The 23676-nt window shown below is 49.5% G+C and carries 16 protein-coding genes and 1 pseudogene; 6 read left to right on the top strand and 11 right to left on the bottom strand.

Annotated features, from left to right (window positions below; genetic code table 11):
* Positions 1 to 43: 43 nt before the first annotated feature.
* A complete protein-coding gene (locus RUDLU_RS0125120; RefSeq protein ID WP_019991213.1) occupies positions 44 to 1288 on the bottom strand; it encodes a hypothetical protein in 1245 nt (414 codons plus the stop codon).
* Between the two features lie 611 nt (positions 1289 to 1899).
* Between RUDLU_RS0125120 and RUDLU_RS29020 the strand changes: the two genes are divergently transcribed.
* From RUDLU_RS29020 to RUDLU_RS0125105, 3 genes are all read left to right on the top strand, one after another.
* The gene (locus RUDLU_RS29020) at positions 1900 to 2259 is read left to right on the top strand and encodes a hypothetical protein (protein ID WP_157580465.1); all 360 of its coding nucleotides are present in this window, start codon (positions 1900 to 1902) and stop codon (positions 2257 to 2259) included.
* A gap of 753 nt (positions 2260 to 3012) precedes the next feature.
* Entirely contained in the window at positions 3013 to 4518 is a 1506-nt protein-coding gene (locus RUDLU_RS0125110) for a replication initiation protein (RefSeq protein ID WP_019991211.1), read from the top strand.
* 1021 nt (positions 4519 to 5539) lie between these two features.
* Positions 5540 to 7720: a hypothetical protein gene (locus RUDLU_RS0125105; RefSeq protein ID WP_019991210.1), complete on the top strand. Its 2181-nt coding sequence runs from the start codon at positions 5540 to 5542 to the stop codon at positions 7718 to 7720.
* A gap of 313 nt (positions 7721 to 8033) precedes the next feature.
* Here RUDLU_RS0125105 and RUDLU_RS0125100 read toward each other — a convergent pair whose 3' ends face one another.
* The 9 genes and pseudogenes from RUDLU_RS0125100 to RUDLU_RS0125060 form a co-directional block, all read right to left on the bottom strand.
* Positions 8034 to 8804 (bottom strand): LytR/AlgR family response regulator transcription factor, encoded by a 771-nt coding sequence (locus RUDLU_RS0125100; protein ID WP_083940653.1) that lies wholly within the window; start codon positions 8802 to 8804, stop codon positions 8034 to 8036.
* Entirely contained in the window at positions 8776 to 9825 is a 1050-nt protein-coding gene (locus RUDLU_RS29015; protein ID WP_019991208.1) for a sensor histidine kinase, read from the bottom strand. The genes RUDLU_RS0125100 and RUDLU_RS29015 overlap by 29 nt, the downstream gene beginning before the upstream one ends.
* A 10-nt stretch (positions 9826 to 9835) precedes the next feature.
* Positions 9836 to 10591: a hypothetical protein gene (locus RUDLU_RS0125090; RefSeq protein ID WP_019991207.1), complete on the bottom strand. Its 756-nt coding sequence runs from the start codon at positions 10589 to 10591 to the stop codon at positions 9836 to 9838.
* Positions 10592 to 10735: 144 nt separating this feature from the next.
* Positions 10736 to 10984, bottom strand: a pseudogene (locus tag RUDLU_RS29865) (DoxX family protein); the annotation flags it as partial.
* A 90-nt stretch (positions 10985 to 11074) separates the two neighbouring features.
* Entirely contained in the window at positions 11075 to 12130 is a 1056-nt protein-coding gene (locus RUDLU_RS0125080; RefSeq protein ID WP_027303364.1) for a sialidase family protein, read from the bottom strand.
* Between the two features lie 287 nt (positions 12131 to 12417).
* Positions 12418 to 13260 carry a ParB N-terminal domain-containing protein gene (locus tag RUDLU_RS0125075; protein WP_019991204.1) on the bottom strand — a complete coding sequence of 281 codons (843 nt, stop codon included), beginning with the start codon at positions 13258 to 13260 and terminating at the stop codon, positions 12418 to 12420.
* Position 13261: 1 nt separating this feature from the next.
* Complete coding sequence (locus RUDLU_RS0125070; RefSeq protein WP_019991203.1) at positions 13262 to 14206, bottom strand: ParA family protein; 945 nt, start codon at positions 14204 to 14206, stop codon at positions 13262 to 13264.
* A gap of 181 nt (positions 14207 to 14387) precedes the next feature.
* Positions 14388 to 15146, bottom strand: coding sequence for a LytR/AlgR family response regulator transcription factor (locus RUDLU_RS0125065; RefSeq protein WP_019991202.1), 759 nt, complete (start codon positions 15144 to 15146; stop codon positions 14388 to 14390).
* Positions 15143 to 17113, bottom strand: coding sequence for a sensor histidine kinase (locus RUDLU_RS0125060; protein WP_245581721.1), 1971 nt, complete (start codon positions 17111 to 17113; stop codon positions 15143 to 15145). The genes RUDLU_RS0125065 and RUDLU_RS0125060 overlap by 4 nt, the downstream gene beginning before the upstream one ends.
* Positions 17114 to 17419: 306 nt before the next feature.
* On the opposite strand from RUDLU_RS0125060, the gene RUDLU_RS0125055 reads away from it, so the two are divergent.
* From RUDLU_RS0125055 to RUDLU_RS29010, 3 genes are read left to right on the top strand one after another with little or no spacing between them, the layout of a single operon-like run.
* Complete coding sequence (locus RUDLU_RS0125055) at positions 17420 to 18787, top strand: OmpA family protein (protein ID WP_027303362.1); 1368 nt, start codon at positions 17420 to 17422, stop codon at positions 18785 to 18787.
* A 28-nt stretch (positions 18788 to 18815) separates the two neighbouring features.
* Positions 18816 to 19502, top strand: coding sequence for a TapB family protein (locus tag RUDLU_RS0125050; protein WP_019991199.1), 687 nt, complete (start codon positions 18816 to 18818; stop codon positions 19500 to 19502).
* A 3-nt stretch (positions 19503 to 19505) separates the two neighbouring features.
* Complete coding sequence (locus RUDLU_RS29010) at positions 19506 to 22241, top strand: M4 family metallopeptidase (RefSeq protein WP_019991198.1); 2736 nt, start codon at positions 19506 to 19508, stop codon at positions 22239 to 22241.
* Positions 22242 to 22269: 28 nt separating this feature from the next.
* Here the strand turns inward: RUDLU_RS29010 and RUDLU_RS28240 are convergent, their stop codons facing one another.
* Entirely contained in the window at positions 22270 to 23607 is a 1338-nt protein-coding gene (locus RUDLU_RS28240) for a hypothetical protein (protein WP_157580453.1), read from the bottom strand.
* Between the last annotated feature and the right edge of the window lie 69 nt (positions 23608 to 23676).

Raw genomic sequence — 23676 nt, 5'->3', positions numbered from 1 at the left:
ACAGTAACCCCGGGCCTGAACCCAGGGCAAATTGCCCACGCCCCTATTTGAACCCAAACAGTACCGGAAATAAAAACACAACCACGGCACTCCAAATGCTGTAAACTGGCAGGAACAGAGCGATTGACCGGCTTACTAGCGAGAGGTCAGCCCTACGGGTGAGCGCACCAAACAAACGGAAAGCCACAATAATCAGATGGGTAAGCATCAGCAGGTTGGCACCCAACACGGCTGCCCGGTTTGGTGTAATCCCCCACTCGGAGATCCGAAACAGCACGGCCGATAGAACCACTCCATTCACCAAAATGGTAACGGCAGAGAGCAGGAAAAGAATAAGAACTTGTGTGGCATTTTTAGTACCGGTATGGCTACCTGTCACCGAAAAGAAAATGAGCGCCATTACCCCTACCAGCAAAGCATTGAACAGCAACAGGAACTCGCGGTCGTGGTATGGATCCTTCCCCGAAAACAGTGTAGCGACCAGATAAACCACCAGCATGACCAACACAACCGGGCTAAACAGATTCGCAATCAGGGGCGATACCTTATTGACAATGGTGGGCTGCGTTTGGGTAAAAAAGGTAGCCACCAGAGGCAGTGCCGATGCACCAAATACCACTACGTAACCGAAGTACACGTCTTCAATGTTTATACCAATTAGCCTGAACAGATTAATCGTGATGGCTGTCACCAATACGCCCGATATCACCAGCAGGGCTGTCATAACAGCCAGATTTCCGTTGTAGTGTAAAAATCCGAGTCGGCTCTTCCAATCCTTTAGCCGCCCCCCTCCAAACGTAAACCCAAGTACTGACCACAGCCAGAACGGCAGGTGAATACAGGCCAAAATAAGCGTATCACTAGACTTATTTTGGGGCAGGTAGTTGATGTACATCAGGGAGAGCAGGAAAACACCCGCCACAATGGCTATCGCCTTCGCAGAGACTTTATTTTTCCAGGCGAAATAGGCTGTTAGGGCCGGAAACACAATGAACCCAATGTTACGACTGTAAAAGAACTCCTCGTCAATCGAAAACAATTGCGGAAACTTGGCAATCAGACCGGCTAGTAAAGAAGCTACAATCACAAATAGGCGCTCGTTGGGTGTGCCCCATACCGCATTCGGCCCTTCAAAGTTCAGGCGTTGGTACCAACCTTCGGCCAACGGATTGCTGGCAAGCTGCGGATACAGTTCGTTAAACGCGGCTTTAAACGAGGGTCGATTGTCGCGGTATAGTTTTTCTAATTGCCGCGGGTTGTTCTGATTCAAAATGATTTCGTCGCGCATGGCAGAATGGGTAAAAGTTTTGTACTACAGTTAGTTCAGGTTTATGGGGCACTTACTTTCTTTCTTGACAGATTCAGATCTCCGATCATACAGCTGCTGATTCACAGGAGATAGTGATAAAGCGCAAATAAAAGTACTTTGTGCTGCAAAGTTAAAAATCGTTTTGACAATTCCATGACCAGATAAAAAAAATCAAGTGGCTTACCGTAGCTACCGAGGTTTGGCGTTACCCGATAAAGTGGGTAACGTGATATACCTCCCTCCTACCCGATCGCATGAATCACGGGGGTAAGTCGGTTGTTTTTGGCCTACCCCCTTCCGATAGGACAGCCTGTCCTATCGGAAGTTATGAACCCTGTAAATACGCCTACACTACTTGCATTTAAATTTGACATGGAAGAAACGGGCTAGTTTTAACAGGTGTATTTAGCTTAACTACACTTTTCCTTATATCGTGTTTGGGCCAATCCAAAGGGGTATAATACTGGCTAAACTTTCATTACAAGCCCATTTTTACTTATTTTACAGATACAGCATACTTTGGATACCGGCATCGGAACCGCAACTAACTCGGCCGATTACAATTCTAAAAGTTACTTCATATACCTGCTATGCGAACTCAATTCAGTACAAAACCTGGTTTTCCTGCACCGCCTTTGTATCAGGATATCCTCGAATTTATCGACGCTATGGGTATTAAACAGGTGAAAGCGATGGAGGCCTTCGGAGTGAGTCGCTCGCATTGGTTTAAACTGAAGCGGGAGCACATGTACGGCCTCACTATCGAGAACATCAATAGATTCGCAACAACGTACAATCTCCCGCCCGAAAAAGTCTTTGCACTTTGTCAGATGACCTACATGCGCCGACTTTCCGATACCACAGCTCCTTCTGTTGCCGACACGGGTTTAGGTACAACGCCCTCAGCTACTCCCATTATTATCGATGCTGATTTCCCGCCTATCATTTGAAGACCGCTTTGGGTAACCCATCCTATTCCATGTTTCATCCCCAAAGTGATGCTAATGGAAAAGGAGAAAAACCATTGGGGGGGCCGCGCAACGGGGGGAAAGGAAAAGAGGAAAAGCTTTTCCTCTTTTTTTTAAACATCAATCACACACACACGATCCATTTTTAGTGTGTGTTTTTTATTAAGTTTTTTAGAAACGTTTGTAGATAAGCTTTTTAATAAAGCTTTTTAGCCCCCTGGCAACTTACTGATAATCAGATTTTTACAAGCGTATTATGTAAGTCTATTGGTACGAGAATGTAAGTCTATTGGTACGAGAATGTAAGTCCATTGGGACGTAATGTAAGTCTATTGGTACGAGAATGTAAGTCCATTGGTACGAGAATGTAAGTCCATTGGGACACAATGTAAGTCCATTGGTAAATGGGGAATAAGGTCTGAATAATAGTATAAAGGGAAGGAGGTAGTAGACATGATCGGATTTAAGATGTAAAACTGACTTAATAAAGTATAGATCTGCTAATTATTAGTATGAAATAAATAACTTAATGGTGTTTTATAGATACTATAAGTGGCAATGTAAGTCCACTGGTACAACTGTCATTTTTGATCTAGTTACACTCAATTACTTTAAATAAGAATTTTTAGGAGCTTTTTTGCACTTTACCTAACAAAACAGAACATAATGTAAGAAATTTCACTATTCTTACATTAATATTTGCGTCGCACCTGTGTGTCCATAGCTGTTTTAGATATGAGCGAGACCCCCGACAACCGTAAAGAGATAGAGGCTCTTCAGCAAAACCCGGATTATATCATTATGAATAATCCGTTGGCGAGCCCCAAATTCGTTCGGAACATCTCAAAGTCAGAGCAAAAGACAATCACTGAAATTTATACGCCTAAAGTGTTTTATGAGATTGTATCGCAGCTCAAGCCGGAACATTTGCTCGGGGTAGCCAATAATCAAAACATTACGATTGACATTGTCATCAAGGATTTTCTTAAGGAAATAGGGGCGGAGAAAACGCGCAATTATCAGCATCTGATCACGTCCATTGAGACCCTGCAAACAACTATTCTGAAATGGCGTGATGAAAAGGGAGAACATCGAAGCCCTATTGTTGCCTTCTCGACGCATGACCGTAATAGCAGCACGATTCAGGTGCAGGTGCATGAGAAATTGGTAAAGGTTATTCTGGACGTTAAAGAGAAAGGGAACTTTGGTTTCTTTAAGCGTAATGTGCATAAGTTGCAGAATGCGCAGGCACTTAAACTGTACCCATTTTTCAAAGCCTGGTCCAATTACGGTCGGTACGAAACAACCCTAATCCGTTTCAAAGAAAACTTTGGCTATAATACTTCGGGGTATCAGCGATTTGCGGCTCTTGAAAAGTACGTGCTCATGCCGGCACTCGACGAGATCAACAATAAGACTGATATTCAACTTTCCTATCAGAAAACCGGGCAAAATCTGGATGGGGCTAAGCCACGAGTTACCGGGTTGATCTTCTTTATCAAGTCGAAGGTAAAAGGGAAAGGTAAGGCGCCTGCGTTGCCGGGTGCACCGCTTATTCAGGAACTGGAGATTGATACCGAATACGAAGTAGTTGAGGATAAATCAGCCAAGTCTGACCGTACCGGGATTGAGTTGACGTCAGCCGAGTTTACGCAGCTTTTTGAGTTGTTCAAGAAAATAACCATAGACGACCGGCCCGATGCTATTGCCAGTAAGTTGCTGATTGACGGGTACGTGGCTGCTTATGGGAAACAAGCGGTGATTGATACGTTTCATGGGGTGATCGACACGAAAGCTCGTGTGCGGAGTGTGGCATTTTTTACGCCCGAAGTATTTGGGCGCTATGCCGGTTACGAAAGCCGTAAGGAAGAGAAACGGCAGCGTGAACTGGAGCAACTAAATAGTAAAAAGCAGCAGCAGCAGGATAAAGAACGGATGCAGGAAATTCTGACTTACTTCGAGAGTCGGGAGTACCAGTACTTTTTGCAGGTTTACGAACAAATCTCTGACGAACAACGGAATCCGCTATTAAAGCAACTTTGGGAAACGCACGAAGGCAACGAGGTATTCTTTAGTACGGATGGTGAGCCTACCGAAGTTGCGAAGTATGAAATCGGTAGTTATTGGGTCAACAATTTCACGGCTTACAACCGACGTATGACTTTGCAACGTATTGCCGAGCGGGATTACAATACCCGAATTGAATTTGATGATAAGAACAATCCGTACTTTGTGAAATAAAGTCTAGTGGTCTGTGTGCCCACGAGAGAGTGAATGCTCAATGAATCACTGTCCTGAATAGAGAGCCCCTTCACGCGTTTTTGAGCCGGAATTTAGCGAATGCCTGCGCAAAACAACAGACTCTAATTGTAAGTCGATTGGGATGGTCAATCGAGGAGATATGCCATAAAGTACTCGTATTAACCCCAAAAGGTATTTATTAAATACTTTTTGGGGTTTTTAATCAAGAGCAATTATTCTGAAACTACACCTGATATACATGATAGTATTGTGGCTTTTCTGGAGTAAGCTTTGGTAGAGTAACCCTATACAAAGCTTGAAATGTGGCGCATAAAAAGCCACATGATGAGATAACTTTAAGGGAATTGAAAAGTCGTCTGTATGCAATCGGTTCTCGATAGGACAGCTTGTCCTATCGGATTTTTTAACGGATGGATTGCCTCACTATTTTTTGTTTTGGATCGATAGGACAGACTGTCCTATCGATCCAAAAACACCAAACCAATAAGTGAATTAGTATGAATACAGACTAGGGTTGCATACGTGCTCTTCTATCGTCTGTCTGAAGGTAATGGAAAAATATTCCTACATGACCTCTTTCAGTAACGTATTAAGCCAAGTCGCTTTTGAGTAAATGAGTGTGGAATCGCCGGAATAGCGACGGAAGTTGAAACAAAGATCAACTGGCTATTGATTGAGTCGATTGGATTGCAAAAACTTACTGTATATGAATGTATCTGGCTTGCAAATAGCGCTATTTATACTTTGGGCTGTGGGTTTGGCTAAGGCCCAACCTTTGACCGGGCGTCCTCAATTTAGCGGTATCTTCCCGCATCTGGCATACTATAATAATGAGGGCGAATGCGGAACTGGGGCGGTAGTACCATGGGCTAATCGGCTCTGGGTAATTACCTATGGCCCCCATTTACCCTTTGGTTCCTCAGATAAACTCTATGAAATCACCCCTGATCTAAACCTGACCATTCGGCCGGAAAGCACAGGGGGGACGCCCGCCAACAGGATGATTCATCGGGAGAGTAATCAGTTATTTATCGGACCCTACGCGATTGATGCCAATCGGCATGTTCGCGTCATTCCCTATAGCGAAGCGCCCGGTCGCTATACCGGGCTGGCGCGGGATTTGACCGATCCCGGGCACCATTTGTTGCTGGCGACTATGGAGGAGGGTTTCTATCGCGTGAATACCCAAAGCCTGAAAACAACGCTGCTTTACCCCGATGGGAATGTAAAGCAGCCCAAAGCCGACGATGTGGCCAACCACCACCGGGGGGCCTTACTGCCCGGAGCCCACGGCAAAGGGGTTTATTCGGGGCAGGGCGTGATGGTCTATTCTAATAACGGTGAACCGGGTCCATTGGCACTCAAACAGTTTGATATCGAAGCCGGAGTGCTGGCCGAATGGAACGGTAAAGACTGGACAGTAGTCCGCCGAAACCAGTTTGTGGAGGTGACAGGACCGGGCGGCATTTACGGAAATGCCAATCCCGAAACAGATCCAATCTGGGCTACTGGATGGGACCACAAATCGGTACTACTGGGGGTTCGGGGGAATGGTAAATGGTCGTTTTTCCGGCTTCCAAAAGGGAGCCATGCCTACGACGGAGCCCACGGCTGGAATACCGAATGGCCCCGCATCCGGGACATTAGTGAGGCCGGAAAGCCTGATTTCCTAATGACGATGCATGGGCTGTTCTGGCGGTTTCCGGGCGGCTTTTCGGTGTCAAATACGCGGGGGATTCGACCCCGATCGGCCTACCTTAAAGTCATAGGTGATTTCACCCGTTGGAACGACCAACTGGTTTTCGGATGCGATGATTCGGCCCAGAAGGAGTTTCTGAACAGGCGTAAAGAAAAGGGAGGTATTGAAGGGCCGGGGCAGTCGAACTCAAATCTGTGGTTTACGCCCCTGACTTTGCCGGATCAACTCGGGCCCAGCACGGCAGAAGGCGCTGTTTGGTTGAATGAGGCCGTTGCGGCCAACACACCCTCTGAACCGTTTCTGTTTGCAGGTTGGAAAAAACGTTCAGCCTGGGTGCAAAACCATAGTGAACAAGCCATAACCCTCACATTTGAGATTGATCCAAAGGGTACAGGCAATTGGACTCGTCTCCAAACCACTTCGCTGGCTGGAGGGCAGGTTAGTCGACTGGGGTTTGCGGCCAATGCACCGGGGGAGTGGATTCGGGTTCGGGCTGACAAAGCGGCCCGGCTGACAATACAGTTTACCTACGCCACCCAAGATAATCGGTCTCTGAATGCCCACCCCATGTTTTCAGGATTGAGCCCGGTAAGGGCGTCTGCAACAACCGGTGGACTTCTGTATGGATTGGGCAACAACCGGCGGGCCCTCGGCCTGCTGGCCCAGGAAAGTGCGGGTGGTCAGCTGAGAACAATCGGTTACTACGAGCTGGATGGTAGTATGAACCTGAAAAGAAAGCAGGACGATACGACACAGGCTTTCATCCAGTCTAAATTTGCAATCCCCAAAGAGGTCGTATCCGTTGAAGCTGCATCGGTTTTGATTGTCGACGAGAAAGGTCGGCGCTGGCGTTTTCCGTTGGGTGACGACCGATTCACATCCCTGACCCATGAAGGTCAACTACGCATTTGCCGGGAAGTAGCTACAGAGCGGGATCTGTTTAATTGTCATGGGACGTTCTATGAACTTCCGGCCGAAAATGCGGATGGTTACGCCAAGGTCAAGCCTGTTGCTTCGCACGGGCTACGAATTAATGACTATGCATCGTATCGAGGGCTGCTTGTGATGACGGGTATTGATTTGGTTTCGGCAGCGGGCAAGGAGCACATTATCCTCTCCGACGATGGAAAGGCCGCGGTTTGGGCGGGTGCCATCGACGATCTGTGGAAACTGGGTAAGCCTACAGGCCGGGGTGGACCCTGGTACAACACGCTTACAGAAGCTAATATGCCCTCAGACCCTTATCTGATCGGTTATTACGACAAACGAACGCTCAACATATCGCACAAAGCAACCACCCCGATCAGGTTCACTATCGAAGCTGACCCTGTAGGTACTGGACAGTGGATGGCCTATAAAACCATTACGGTCGAACCGGGAAAAAGGGTTACTCACCAGTTTCCGGCTGAGTTTGAAGCCCGTTGGATTCGTTTTAAAGCTGACAAAGCTTGCACGGCGACCACCCTGCTGGAGTATCGATGATTAACGTGTATCCTGTCTCAAAAGTGATGGGAGTCTGGGCATAGTTTTCAGGTGTGATAGAGTAGAGGTCTCAAGGATTTCATCTACACACCAAAAGAGGAATGTGCGCTTGGCGGGATGTATTTGAAACGTTTAGCTGATTTTATGATACTTATATAAAATTAGGTAAGTATTTATACTGCAAATGTTTTTGAAGGATATTTGTTAGTTTTTGTTGATTAGGCGAAATATTGTTTTGTGTTGGAGGGTTGGGTTAATGCTCGTGATCTCACAAATGTAATTGTACTGGTACGCTTCACCTAATGCGAGGATGCTACGTCAGTAGCCATTTTTTGAAATTGGCAGTTTGGCTTTGGCTGGTGATAAGGCAGTCGGGAGAGTGAGTGAAATACAACGCGAGGGTATTTTTGGTGTAGTAGTCAATCTTTCTGATGAATCGCTTCTGGACAATCTCGCTCCGGTTAATGCGGAAAAACTCGGCCGGGTCCAGCTTGGTTTGAAAGTTACTTAGCGAGTCGTCGGTGATCAGGTGCGTTCGGCCTGCTTCGTCAATGGCTTTGAGCACTGGACCATCGGCTTTAACATAGACAATTGTCGCAGTTTCGAGCAAATAAATGCCGTCGCTCCTTTTGACCGGGAATCGAGTCGCGTAGCTAACGGACGGACTCTTACCAAACCAGGTTTCCAGACGCTGTAATAGACTACGTTGCTTGTCCTCAAAATTCCGTCGAAGCGTCTCATACTGCCCGACGGCTTTTGCAAACTGTTCGTAGTCAAACGGTTTGAGGAGGTAGCCAATGCCACTGTGCCCAAATGCATCGAGCCAGAACTCTTGGTAAGCTGTAGTGAAGACAACCGGGCAGGGCGGGGCAATAACCCTGAAAGCTTCAAACACGTTGCCATCGAGCAGTTCAATATCTGAGAAAATCAGGTCGGGTGTGGGGCCTGTCTGGAGATAGGTGGTCACGTTGGCCACGGTGGTGAGTTCGGCCAACACCTCCATGGGAGTGGGGTACTGCTGGATGAACTGAAGCAATTTTTTACGGGCCGGTTTCTCATCTTCGATCAGCACTACGTTCATCATCGGCAACGGTTAAAAGCGGCAAGATAACTCGGAAATAGGTCTCTGTTTGCTCAATCTTGATTGTGCGGTTCGAAAGAATGGCGTATTGTTTTTGCAGGTTTTGCAGGCCAATACCCCCACTTTCAGACTTACGGGGCCTACGTTGATTTTCGACAGTTACGGAGTCCGGTGTGCAGCAAATCGTAATCAGCAGCGGTGTTTCGGGCGTGCCTACATTGTGTTTTACGGCATTTTCTACCAGATTCTGCACCGAGAAACAGGGAACATAGCGGTCGGTGAGACCGGGCACGGGAGGGAGTATTAGCTGGTAGCCGTTATCGAACCGTTCATTAATCAGAAACAGGTAGTGCTGGGCAATCGTCAACTCGTCGGCCAACCGCACCAGATCGCCGGTTTGGTGTTGCAGCGTGTACCGATACAGGTCCGATAATTTATGCAGAAAGCGGTCGGCCCGGTGGCTATCTTCACCAATCAGCTGCGAGAGAACGTTCAGATTGTTGAACAGGAAATGCGGATCGAGCTGTTTTTTGAGCGATTGGTACTGGTGCTGAATAGCTATTTTTTCCGCTGCCAACGCCCGTTGCTGCAGCGCATGGTTATCCTGCACATACCGCCATAGTAAATAAGCGTTTCCAACCAGGCTAAAAAGAAGCAGATCGTCGAGCGTGGAAAACAGCAGGGTGTATGTATTGAAGTTGCGAGCCATGTTGCCAAATGCCAGCGCAACTACCAGAGAAAGGCTTTTTTTTACGGACAGAAAAAGCAATAGGCTGCCCGCCCATAATCTGGCATAGTAGGTACCAATGCGGTTATAGGCGGGCTGGTAGGGGCCAACGAAGCCCCTTGCCCAGCGAATGCATTGAATAATAAGCAAGCCCTGCAGAAAGATCCACCACGGTGCATCAACCTTGAAGCTGAACGACTCCCACGAACCGCCCTGCACAGCATAGCTAAGCGCCATCACATAGCTGAAGATCATTAACAGCAGTAGACCTTTCCAGTTGGCTTGAACTTTGCGCATTGTCAACCGATTATTTTTGTTTTGGCCATGAATCAACGACGTTGCCTTTGTCATCGAAGAATTCGAGTTTAGCCTGATTTTGTTTGTCTACGTAAAGCATGGCGCGGGGCATTCCTGCTTTATCGAACAGATAGAGGCCGTTGTTAGCATCGCCGGTACGACCCAGATAGATACGGGGTACGCTAAACATGCCCTGCTGGCGCATACTGGCTTCCATCGCCTTGCGTTTGGCGGGGTCTTTCTCGGCCATAAGCTGATCAACATGGTAGCTGAAGCCCCGCTGAGTGAGCGTATCATTAGGGTAATCGTTGAAGGCCAGCCCGTGCTGGGTGTAGCGTTTACCTTTCACCATCTGATCGGTGCTGAGCATCTGCATGACCTGATCGCCATCGTAGCGGTCAAAGGTGAGCGACATGCCGCCCGCATGCCCGTCCGCGTTTTTCTTTCCGTCAAAGATAAAGCCGCCCGCTTCAATACCCTCGTCGTTAAAAAAGAGCATCCCCGGTCGTTTGGTCCGTGTTTTATTGGTGGGTCGGTTGTTGATCCGTTCGTCGCCGGTGGGGAACCGATCTTTGTTAGTCAGAATCATTTTCACCGTCCCGTCTTTCTCAACGATGTTGATACGCTCGGCTTCAATCACCTCAAAGCGCTGAACCTGTATGTGCCGGTAAGCGGAGAAGAGGGTAAGGGCGAAGAGAAGGCTCGATATCAGGACGTATCGTTTGAGCCAGCGGACTTCCTGTTTAAGTTGGGTTGTGTGCTGCATGTGCGTTTGTGTTTTTTGACAAAACTGTAGCGACACGCCCTGCCCATCAACCTAAAGGTGATAACCTAAGGAAAAAAAACGATGAATCAGGAAAAGCTATTATTTCCGCTGTCTTTGTAGGTACTCATAGCACAGTCAGAGACACTAACCTTTAGCGGAAGCCACCAGCAAAAAGCAAACAATAAGCAAGACATTGTATTCGATCCCTCCCTGTTGATGCCCTACTACAAGCCAACCATTGGGTAGGTGCACCAACAGGTTGCCCGTAATCAGGACGATAATGAATCCGGCACTAAGCCACTTACGGGCGTACCCGAGTACCAGCAGCAAGCCGCCGACCAGATCGTTGAGTGTAACGCCCCATGCGAGTACGGGCCCGATAAAAAAGCCTTTGGTGTTGAGAAAATCGCCAAATGCACCGACTTAGGTGTGGTACAGCCGGGCGGCCGCTTTAAGCTAATCAGTTTAGTTATGCATGTTTACCTATAAGCTTATTTTTCTGGCATTAATCTGCCCATTAGTTTCCCAGACACAAAAGGCCACATTTTTAGCAACGGCTATACTTGGTAACTGTCCCGTCCCGATTTTTACTGGAAGTTGATTATTCACTTTAACCCATATTGTGTTTTGCTCGTCCCACCCAATCACCTGGTGGGATAGGCCAGTAGCCATGATAACATTTCGCCCGGTTCCAACGGCTACCTCCTGCTCCTGTGGCTTACACAGGTAGAGTGTGTTCTCACGTCGCCACACGGTGACCGGCTGCCCGAAATTATCGAGCGCAACGGTTCCTCCATCCATGGGGCAGGCATTTAATTTCCATGTGCCCTGTCCAAGTTTTTGAGGTGGGCTGAAGGTCTTGCCGGCATCCGTCGACTGAGTTATATAGAGGTCGCGAGAGCCATCGAGCCAGTTACGGAACTGAATGTAAACCTGCTTCTGACGCGCAGCGATGGATACTTTGCAGCACTCACAGATAGTACCGCTTGGCGACTGGTAAATCAGCTTATTTTCTGACCAGGTAAGTCCACCATCGTGAGAAGTAGCCCCGACCAGTTTGTTACGCTTATCGGTACGAAGGTCTAGCCAGGTGGCATATACGGTGTTACCTGAAGTGCCTGCAATAGCGTGAAAACCCTCTTTGGCTACGTCGGCTACATCATTGATTTTAAACGCTGTCGACCAATTCTTCGTGTTTCGTTTGAGTGAGAAGGCAAATAGGTTTCCGGTACGGTTGACGGCAGTGATAACTATAGATTTATCCGTTGTGGTTATCTGGGGCCCACGTTTGGCTCCAGCAACCAGTTCAGGTAACACCCCCACCACGACGGGTTCACTTAACGATGAATGTTCGCTTTTTGCGGTGGCATAAAAGATGGTATCATGTCGGCCAAACACGGCATGAAATGTACCTCTGTCATCGGCCACGACCATAGGTATATGGCCAGCTGCTACTTGCTGAACCGGCGATTGGTTGAACGAGGCCCCTTGATGGGCTGTATAGAAAACCAACGAAAGTAAATAAAACGTTAATCGCATAACGGATAAGAAGTATCAGCTATCTAAAACGACTACAGTAGACTACCAGGACCCAAAAAAGATAAGAAGCCAACTAACGGTTTCCTTAGTTTAGTAAAACGTCTTTTAGCTTTCTTCATACTCGTGCGCAACGCTTAAATGGTTAATACACAAGATGGTAGGTATTTGTGCTTCCACCGCCAAACCGGAGAATAACTGTGTTCAACCGTCAATATCACCAGCGTCGAAAAAGAAAGCGCATGCTTCAGCCATAGGGCTAAAGCATGCGCTTTCTTTTTCGACGCTAGCTACTTCGTTCCCAGCAATCCTAACAACTCGTTGGCTTTCTGAATCAGTTTGATACAGCTTTGCGTATCCAGGCTTTTCTCGGTTAATTTTCTGATCTGCCCTTCAAGTGTCTCTATGCGCCTGGCCGATTTATCTGTAGTTGGCGCAGTTGAACGTGTATTAGCATCCGATGTTTGTTCAGCCTTGCCAGATTGAGTGGCCAGCTTTTGTGCCGCAGTTTTTGAAAGTTTGCCCGCCAGGACATCCCGTTTCAGGTCGGGGTCGAGCTGTTCGAGGGTCGAAGCAAACTCGCCATCGCGCCGGATGGTACGGCTGCTGACACCGTACTCCGATGCCAGCACTTCGGCAATGTTGACCGCCGGAGCATCGGCACGCAGGTTGCTCCCCCGGCGTGTCTTTTGCTGATTGTACCGCATGCCGCGCAGATACGAGGCTTGCTCGGCCGTAAGGTTACGCCGACCCAACTGATAGTCGATCATGTAATCTTTGACCTCGACCAGCGAATCAAAATGAACCAGATTGATGCGAAAGTCACGCCCATGCTTTCGCACGATCTGATGCCGATTGTGCCCGTCGACCAGTACAAAAGCAGGACTTTCACTCGTTCCTAAGCCGGCTTTAGCCTGGGTTGTTTCCCAGATGGTGAGCGGGTCTTTTACTCCATGTTTCAGAATATTCTGTTCCAGCTGCGCCAGTTCATCATCGGTCAGCGGGGGAATCAGATTGCGCAACTCGTCGAGAACAACCAGCTGGCTTTTGATATTTTCTTCGGCCGATAGGAGGGAGGGGCGTACATCCACCGTTTTCTCCTTCATCAGGCTCATAAAATCTTTCTTTGCCATCTTACAGGGTCATGATTTCGGTGGCCAGTTGATTATACTGCTGCCAGGACGTGGACTTGGGTGAGTACGTGAAAAGGTCCTCTTTTGCTACCTGCGATTGCTTGATAACTGTTGACACTTCAACCACGGTATCGTAAATATTGAAGTTACGGTACGAGTCCCGGATGTGTGTCATCATGCTTTTGTGTACACTCTGGTTTTTATACACCATCGTAAACACAATGCCCTTAACGGTCAGGTTGGGGTTGATGTACGTACGGACTTCGGCAATGCGGTTAAATAAACTCTCCACGCCATGATACGCCGAAGCCTCTGGCTGAATCGGCACCACGCAGTAATTGGAGGCCACCAGGGAGCACGTTGTGCAGATACCCAGGCTGGGCGGGCAGTCGATCAGGATGTAATCAAAATACGAGCGGGCCTCTTCCAGCTTTACGGTCAACCGCCGGTCGGCGCCAATAGCGTTGGCCAGTTCTGACTCTTTGTACGCCATGCGGATGTCCGAAGGCGCGAGGTATAAGTTCTCCGTAATTTCGACTAAGGGTAGGGGAGAGGGGCCCAGCAACGCATCAATAACCTGCTCGTCGGGCTCGTGTACCCCATAACACTGCGACAGGTTCCCCTGCGAATCCATATCAACCAATAAAACCCGGTTGCCAAGTAGACTAAGTGCTTTGCCTACATTTATAGTTGTGGTGGTTTTACCCACTCCCCCCTTGTGGTTGACAATTGAAATAACGGTGGCTTTGTCAAACAGACTGTCCGTATAGCCGTACTGTCGCAGTACTTCGTCGAGCGCCGAAAGGTGCTTGGCCGGAACATCTTTCTGATTGGTGAGAGCTTTATGGAGGGTTTTGGCGGGTATGCCGGCTTCTTTCTCAATCTGCGAGAGGTTGATAGCTGGTTTAGCCCGTAAGAAGCGAATCAGGTGTTCATGGGTCAGCATATTGGTCAGGATAAAAATTTATCTTTCGTAAAAGTATAAAGAACTTTTTTTATCCAAAACACAAAGAACAAAAAGTATACCTTTAAGCCAGAATAGAGGGATAGATGGGGGCGATTTAGCCACTGTACAGGGCCCTTTGCGCTCAAAATACTATGTCTGGTAACATATATTGGGTGGGTTATTACAGACGATCGATACTGGTAAGTTGTTCGAGCAGAAGGTCGCGTTTTTGTTTGGTCACAGGCACCTGGGCATCGTCGGACATAAGCAGGTAGCCGCCTTCCTGACGCACAATTTTTCGGACAAAGGCGGGATTAACCAGGTGGGAGTGGTGCACCCGGACGAACCCGCTGGGCTCGAGTGCCAAACTCACTTCCTTGAGTGTTCGGCAAATAAGCCAGGTAGCCCCGTTTTGCATATAAAAATGGGTGTAGCTCGCATCGGCCGCGCACCGAACAATGTCGGCTACCTCTACAATCTCATGCCCATCATGCGTGGGCAGTGCAATTCGTGTACGGGTCGTGGAAGAGTTGTTTTGTATATATTCTTGAAAAAGAGCGTATTGGCTCGGTTGTAACATTCTTAATTTCCGTTGTTGCCACTGGGTAATGGCTTCACGAAGCTCGGTTTCCTGAATGGGCTTGAGAAGATAGTTGAGGGCACTAAACCGAAATGCCCGAATTGCGTACTGATCGTATGCTGTGGTAAAAATGACATCGAAGTGAAATTGCCCAACCTGTTCAAGCAGATCGAAACCATTCATGCGAGGCATCTCAATGTCCAGAAAAAGAACATCGAAAGCAGTATGCCGAATATATTCAAGGGCAGCTTCGGGTTGATTGAACCGGGCAACCACCTGCACATCCATGTTCAATTTGCTGAGTTTCATTTCGAGCAGTTCTGTAGCCCGTTTCTCATCGTCAATTAAAATGGCTTTCATGGGGTATGTCGGTATAAAGTAGATGGATGCGATACGGTCGAGCGGGGTTGTAACGTGATACGGACAAGTGTGCCGGACTGCCCATCGGCCAGTAAATCGATCAGTTGAACGTTGAGCTGACTTGGATAATTACGATTGAACAGGTCAATGCGCTGTTGGGTGATGCTCATGCCAAGCGAGGTACGTCGGGTGGAGGAACGGCCCTGGAGCAGGCCCGCTTCGGCCCGCCCAATGCCGTTGTCTTCAATTTCAAATTGTATTCGCTCGTCCGCGTCGAGTAGTACCCGTACCCAAAGCCGCTTATCGGGCCGGTGGCTGTGTTGAAGGCCATGCCAGATGGCGTTTTCGACGAAGGGCTGTAGCAAAAGGGGCGGAATAACAACATCCTCGGGGTCGATTGCGGCATCCACCTCAAGGGTGTACCGGAAGTTTTCATCAAAGCGGCTACTTTCCAGCTCCAGGTATAAATTCAGGCCGGTGAGGTCTTCCGAAAGCCGGACGGTTTCTTCGTTGGAATGATTCAGAATAAGTCGCAATAGCCGCGAGAAACTTGACAGATACCGGGTGGCATTGATCTCGTCGCCTTTCAGCACAAAATACTCGATCGTGTTGAGGCTGTTGAACAAGAAATGGGGGTTCATCTGGCTCCGGAGCGCCAACATTTCTACTTCAGCCAATCGTTTTTCGTAAGCGGTTCGTTGCTCAATCTCCTCGACATATGCCTGCTGACTCGCCTGCCGCTCCCGGTCGACCAACCGAATGCGATGCGCCAGCGCGAGCGCAAACACAATGATTTCGAGCAGCACGCCCAGGGGTAGCATGAGCAGATTATCCACGAAGCCCGGCAATGAGGTATTTTTCAAGATCAGTTCACTCGCCCGGAGCGATGCCAGAATACCAATGCCCGTAAGTATTGCATTGCCCAGCACCACATAGCGGGTTAACACGGAGGGTACGTACCGCAATAGCCAGACCAGCACAACCACATGGATGGTTACGAATACGAACCGGCAAGCCCAATAGTTGAGTAAGTACAGACCGCCATCGTTGGTAAGCATCAGTACCGTCCCGGATAACAGGCTGTACCCTACGGCAAAGCGCCCCCAGTTGACTAGCCGCCGGGCGGTGCTGGGGTGGCTGATTCGTAAGTTCAATAGTTCGACCAGAAATAGGGTATAAGCTCCCCAGCCGGCCCACAGGATCAGTTCGAGAGCGTGAAACCGAAACAACGGAAAGTTGGCCAGCAACTGCCCCACGGGGGTATAGGTACGGGTTTTCAGCAACGAATACACACAGCCTGCCAACACATACAGCGCATAATACCCGTACAGCGCTTGCCGGTATTGGGCGTATATCAGCACCACAAACAAAAGAAAAAACAGTAGTCCTCCCTGCACCCACGATCGGTACTGGAGTTCGGGCAGGTTGCGCCCATATTGCTGCATCAGTCGTTGTGCATGAAACAGCTCGGTCTCGAACCGCAGCTTTACCGACGGCCGCGGACTGTCGGAGTGCGTAATAGCCGGTAACAAGCCGGGTCGGTTGGCAACCCGAATGAGCATAAGGACCGTCTGCCCCGCCTGCGTACGCACCGGGATGAACTGATCGTCGCTGAGGTACGCCCACCGAGCGCGAGGCACCATTGAACCGCACTGCAGAGAATCGATCAAATGACCGTCGGGTTGAAGCAGGTAGAGGGTAACCGTCTGATTAATGCCTGTGTAGATATAGGACGTGCGAGCGGTATCCGAATCGTTTCTGAGCCATTGCTGCAGCCAGTAAGCCTGTTGGGCTGAGGTTTGGATGTCAGTTCGTATCTGGGTGTACGTGGCTTGACGGTAGACGGATGCCCAGGTGGCCCGCCGATTGGTGATGCTTAAGCGGGCCTGGTGATGGAGGTACGTGTGTCCCTGTACCAGTTCACTCAGCAACAAGGTATCCGATTTGGGTAGAAGCGGATGGGCCACGGCTGATCTGGGTAGCAGTAAAAGAAGAAGGAGTAGCCAACGTAGCATAACCACAATATCGATGCCTTTATGCACAATACTACAAAAAATGGGTTCCCAGCCGACGGTTTACCCCATCGGCATTGGGTTTGGGTAAACCGTTGGGCTGTTTGAGTGTACAGCCGTTGCAAGGGACCTCCCGGCGTATCTGTTTACTCAAACTGACATAGTGCACACTCAAACCGCAATATGGTTAACTGGTGAGTCTACTTACTTTTTGGAGCATTCATATTTGTGCAGCCTCAGTAACGCATAAATCAGCGCATTATGAACCAGATCGGAATAGTCGGGCTCTCCCTTTTGTGTACGTTTAGCCTGTCGGTAGCGCGGGCGCAGGTCCGTGTCAACGACCCCAAACAAACCGTTGAACGTGGAGTAGAAGGGCGCGTCAACGGGCGCATTGATGGGGGTATAAACCGGGGGCTCGATAAAGTGGAGGAGGGCATTGGTAACATCTTCAAAAAGAAAGAGAAAAGGCCTGCAACACCCCCAAAGCCGGCCAATGATACTAACGACTCGGCGGGTGCCCCCAGCCAAGACCGCACGGGTTCGCAGCGCCCGGAGACCGCGCCAGTCTCAGGTCGGGGTTTGGGTACAGCTCAAACTCAGGCCGATGAACCCCGAAGTCTGAAAGCCTACAGTAAGTTCGACTTTGTGCCGGGCGAAAAGGTACTGTACTTTGATGATTTCGAGCGGGTATCGATTGGCGACTTTCCCGAAAACTTTAACAGTAACACCAGCGGTGAGGTGATGACCCTCGACGGGCAGACAGGCAAATGGCTGGGAATAACCAAAAATGGCACCATTATTCCGGAAAATATCAAGTCAATCCCGGATAATACCACCGTCGAGTTTGATGTGGCAGTGCTCGGCGAAACAGGGTGCAGTAACGACGGGTTTGGGCTGAAATTCTACACCGACAAAGCAACGGCAATGGACTATCATTTTGGGGCCGGCGCTTATGTGACCATTCATTCGGGAGGCTGCCCCAATGTGAAAATCATTGTGACAAAACCCGACGATTATAGTACAATGTTGCTTGAAAATACACTGGATATTCGCAATTGGGATTCAGAGAAGGTGGCTGTGGCACGGTTATCACTTTGGCGGCAAAAAGGAAGGCTCCGGGTATATGTCAACGAAGAAAAAGTGGCCGACATCCCCCGCTTCTTTGTCGACCAGAAACCGTATATGCTCGCGTTATTCCATAATTTCTACGGCGAAAATACCTTGCTCGTCCGAAATCTGAAGATAGCCGTAGGTGCCCCCGATACCCGGTCCAAACTCATCACCGAAGGGAAATTCAGCACAACGGGCATACTCTTCGATGTGAATTCAGACAAGATCCGGCCAGAGTCGTATGGGGTGCTGAAAGATATCGGCACGGTGCTGAAAGAAAACCCCGGTGTGCGGGTCAAAATCGTAGGTCATACCGACTCCGACGGTGATGATGCCGGTAATGTGGCGCTTTCAAAAAGGCGGGCCGCATCGGTGAAAGCCGCGCTAACGATTGAGTTTGGGATTGAGGCCGCCCGCCTGTATACCGATGGTAAAGGGGAAAGCCAACCGGTAGGCCCGAACACCACGCCCGAAGGCAAAGCCAACAACCGGCGGGTCGAGTTCCTTAAACTATAACCCTGTAGACTTTCGCACGATTCAGCCCATGAAAAAGATACATGCATTGCTCATTTTGTTGTTACTGACCACAGCCGTTCGAGCTCAGGAATGTACCGGGTATTTTGCCTTCCAGAAAGGGCTTAAACTCGAACTAACCAGTTTTGATAAAAAGGATAAGCCAGCGGCTATTCTGAAATACCAGATAGTTGACTATAAGCCAGTTAACGGAGGTGTGTCGCTTGTTTTTGCCAATGAAACCTACGATCCTTCGGGGAAATTACTCGCCAAAGGTGAGTCGTTTGGTAAGTGCGTTAGTGGTAACTATTTCACCGATGTCCGAAATATCAGCTCCGACATGATTCCGAAGGCAGCTAACCTACGCATGGATGTTACCGGCGATCAGTTGGCGTACCCTGCCAACCTGAATGTGGGCGATAAACTCAAAGACGCCAGCGTAACCGTAAAATCGAGCCTGGAAAGCGGTATGACTTTGATGACGCTCACGGCCAATATAGTGGATCGGCAGGTAGTAGGTATGGAAACCATCGATACACCAGCGGGTAAGTTTGACTGCGTCAAGATAACCTACACGCTCAACATGCGCCTGATGGGGAATCGAACCCTGAAAGGAACTGAATACCTGGCCAGAGGGATCGGTGTAGTGAAGTCGGAGCAGGTGAACGAGAAAGGGCAGAAACAGTCGTCGTTGGTATTGACAAAGTTGGAAAAATAGTTTTTGTACGCCGAAGCGATGATGTACACGCTCATTTTGCAGGCGCTGTTGTGTGTAGTGTGCCTTGGGGCCGTACAGGGACAGCAGCTAACCCCAGCGCAGAAAGCCGAAGTTGAAGAATCGACCCGACTGTTTCAGGCTGAGATCGGGAAAGCACTCGACCCGGATAACATTGCCCGGCTGTTCGACGAACAAATTGCCGAAGCCCGAAAAAATGGCGCTTCCCCCGCCCAAATTCGGGAACTACAACAGGCTAAAGCAGACGCCGTACGGCAACTTCGGGCCCAACTGCAACAACCGAAAAAAAAGGGTAATGCAAATGAGGAACTAACAGCAGACAATTCGGCTGACGATTCTGTACTGACCTCGTTGAGTATTAGGCCAATGCGCCCTGATTCGGGCAAGGTAGCCGTACTGTATGACCCTACGCCCGGCCGATATTCAGCCGTTCCGATAGCGTTTCGGGTATATGCGCAGCGCAAACTGACCCCGGATGAGTTTGTGGCCTTTATGCAGAAAAAATTCAGCGTGACGCTCCGCGAAACCGGACGATACGGCACGGGCAAAACCCAAACCCGACGCTACGAGCAACTGCACAATGGATACGTTGTCCGGCTGGGGCAGTACAGTGTTTCATTGGATACCAACGGTCATGTCATTCGTGCCAATGGCGACCTATTTGACCCGAAAACAGCCACTCCGAATCCTAAAGCGCCGGGCTCGCTGCTCATGGCACTCCGGCAGGTTACCCAACTGCCTGAGCTAACTCTCCGTACTCCGGCAACTTCTAACCTCAAATCGGCGCTGCCCTATGCAGAGCCGTTGCCCCTGATGTGGGTTCATCCTGATCTCGTACCGGGTCGTCAGTCTCCAATTCTGTGTCAGCCATTTACCGTCAAGACCTCGACCAGCAGCCGACGCTATTACCTGAATGCACAGACCGGGACATTGGTAGCACAGGAAAACCTCCGGCGAACTTGTCGGTATAGCAACGAACCTGTCTCATACAAGGCAACTGTGCAAACATTTCACCACAGCAAACGAGTGGTGGGCGTCACGCGGGGCAAAAATGGCCGTCATCCGGGTATTTTTCTGGTGGATAGCACCGAGTCGCCCACCGTTCTGATTACCAGTAGGGACGCCCAACCGGTTTTTTCGCACGACACCACTTTGCAGGAAGCGGCCCTGCGCAACCGGGGCGATTTTGATGCCCTGTTCGGCTTCCGGCAGGCTGCCCGATACTTCAAAGGCCTGGGAATGAACAGTTACGATAATCAGGGCACGCCCATTATGGCCGAGTCGTGTACAGAAGCCAATGCCTACTGGCAATCGGATGAAGGTAAGTTTTACTTTGGCATGGTGAAGGGCAAGCCCTTTGCCAATTTGCACACCGTGGGGCATGAGTTTACCCATGCTGTGACCGAGCACGCGGCCGGGCTTGTTTTCCAGGGAGAATCGGGCGCTCTCGATGAATCGCTGGCCGATATGTTTGGGGTCTGCATTGAACATCAGGCGATTGGTGGCAACTGGCTCGTGGATGAAGAGATTACGACGGGTGGGTTTCGGGATATGGCCAACCCACCCGCCAAGGGGCACCCCGATACCTATCTTGAACAGCCCTGGAAACCAACCAATGTGCCTCAGGACGACGGTAACGTGCATTCCAATTCAGGCGTCGGCAACAAATGGTTCTATTTGCTCATCAAAGGTGGGAAAGGGCAAAATGCCCTGAAACACTCATACGATGTATTTCCGACAATGGCTTACAATACGGTAGCGCGGGTTCTGATGGCGGCACTTCCCCGCCTTGGGCCCCGTTCGGGTTATGAAGACTTATGCCGCGAAACCATCGAGGCTGCGGGGCAACTTTACGGCGAGTGTAGCCCAACAACCGAAGCCGTAAAACGGGCATGGTATGCTGTTGGTGTGCTCGAAGACCCGCCGGCTGCCTGCAAGCCCGGCTGGACAATGGACATGGTGGTTGGTAAACAGGCTAACCGAACCGTGCTAAACCTGTATTTTAAGGGGGATAGCTCGGTGGCGGTGTACCGAGGCCCTGAAGCCTGGACGAAGCTGTTTACCCGCCGGAGTAGCCCCATCACAACCGCCGTAATTAAGGATGAAGATGGTATCCGAACCCAGACCTTCCCCAAAGACTGGTTGGGTTTTATGGGGCAACAACTCGAAGAAACTATACCTAGGCAGGAGGCCGCTATGCAGGAGGCACTTGTAAAAGCGCGTGCCGAACTGAACGACCCCAGTACCCCCGCCGACCGACGTGCTGAATTACGGAAAACCCTTCCCATGGTTGAAAAACAGTTGAAGGCGGGCCAACAGACGCGGGAAGAAATGCAACGGCAACAGGCCGAATTACGACAGGTGGGTCAACCACAATCGGAGATGGCGTTTTGGGGCAGTCGGCAGGCTCGGCGCGATTTCGACAAAAAACATATTAAGGCAACTGATATGTATCAGGGTAAATACCTCAGCCGTAAATATGTGCTGGATGGTGATGCCAGTGGTATGTACTGGTGGACTACGCCACAAATCCCGCTGCGCTTGTCCGATTTGTCGCTCATGATGCCAATGGCCCCCACACCACAGATGCGATCGGGCGTAGACCATTGGCTACGTGGTTTTCCGATTCAGGTTCACGAGATGTTTCAAATCCAGAATATTCGGGAGAGCGCTCCGGCCAACTTCGATGCCCTGTTTTCGGCCGCTCCGGTGTTTCGGTGAGCTGAAAGGGCAGCCGGTTCGCGTGAAGTTACTCTTTACCAGCAACCAACGTACCTCCCCGCTCCAGATGCTCCAGTCGCTTCCGTAGTTCTCGGTTCTCGCGTTCGAGTTCCTCAAGCCGCAGCAACACCTCATCTATTTTGGATATTCTGGCCAATACAGTTTCGCCGGTTGCGTCCACCGTCAGCACCTGATCAGTCAGGCCATTTTGGTACGATGGGTTAGTAAGATGACTAAACTTAAGCGTTCCATTGCCCCGAATATTGATGATCCCTCTGACATCAAGCGGAAACTGCGGATAGGTAGTCCCAATACCAACCTTCGTATTCTGGATCGTGTCGCCCAGTACAATGGCATTGCTGACCGATACTTTGGCGTTGGCACCGATGGCGGCTGCATTGGTTAGGTTGGCCAGCTGCACATCGGCTTGGTAGCCCAGCAAGGTATTAAGCTGACCAGACGTGTTCGCGTAGCCCGACCGATACCCCAGAAACAGGTTGCCCGTGGCGTTGGTGAAAAGGCCAGCCTGTGTGCCCAGCATCGTATTCTGCGAACCAGTCTGATTATAGACGCCAGCTTTGGAGCCGATTAGTACGTTGTCAGAAGAGTTACTCCTGTAACCGGCACTGTCGCCAATCATGATATTGAACGACCCTCCGCTGTTGGAAAAGCCCGCCGTATAGCCGCTTATGTAATTGTGGGACCCTGAAGTATTGGAGTAACCAGCCTGGTAGCCACTAAAATAGTTGTTATTCCCCGTCGTATTGCCAGCCCCAGCCTGGAATCCACTGGCGTGATTATTTTTCCCGGATGTATTGAGAAAACCCGCCAGATATCCAACAAAATGGTTATTGTTCCCCGTTGTATTATAAAAGCCCGCCTGATAGCCTTCAAAAAAATTACTGTTCCCCGTTGTATTGTAAAAGCCAGCCTGATAGCCAATAAAGTGATTGAACGTTGCTGAACTGTTATAACCAGCCATATAACCTAAAAATAGATTGCGCTGTCCGGAAACATTGCTCCGACCGGCTCCGCGACCAATCATGATGTTATAGCTCCCCGTTATAGTACTCGAACCGGCCTCATAGCCAATCATCGTGTTTTCTGAAGCTGTTGTCACGAACCGGCCCGCGTCTACACCCACAAACACATTCCATTTGCCCGTTGTAAGGGGATAACCGGCATAGTAACCAACAGCTGTATTCTTTTCGCCTGTGAGATAACCAGAGCCACCCGCACCCGGCCCTACCAGGGTATTATATGTACCTGGACCTAACGTAGTAGTTGAGTTGGCAACATAATTACCTTGACCATATACCGTGACACTCATCCCGAATGCCAGAAGAATTATAAAAAGTTTAATCATGCTAATCTGGGGTTTAGTGGTAATGTTAAGAATGGCCATTTAAGCTATATACCAATGTATTATGAAAAT

Source organism: Rudanella lutea DSM 19387, from assembly GCF_000383955.1.
Lineage (GTDB): Bacteria > Bacteroidota > Bacteroidia > Cytophagales > Spirosomataceae > Rudanella > Rudanella lutea.
The sequence above is the reverse complement of the archived record's forward strand: the minus strand, read 5'-3'. Positions and strand labels throughout refer to the sequence as shown.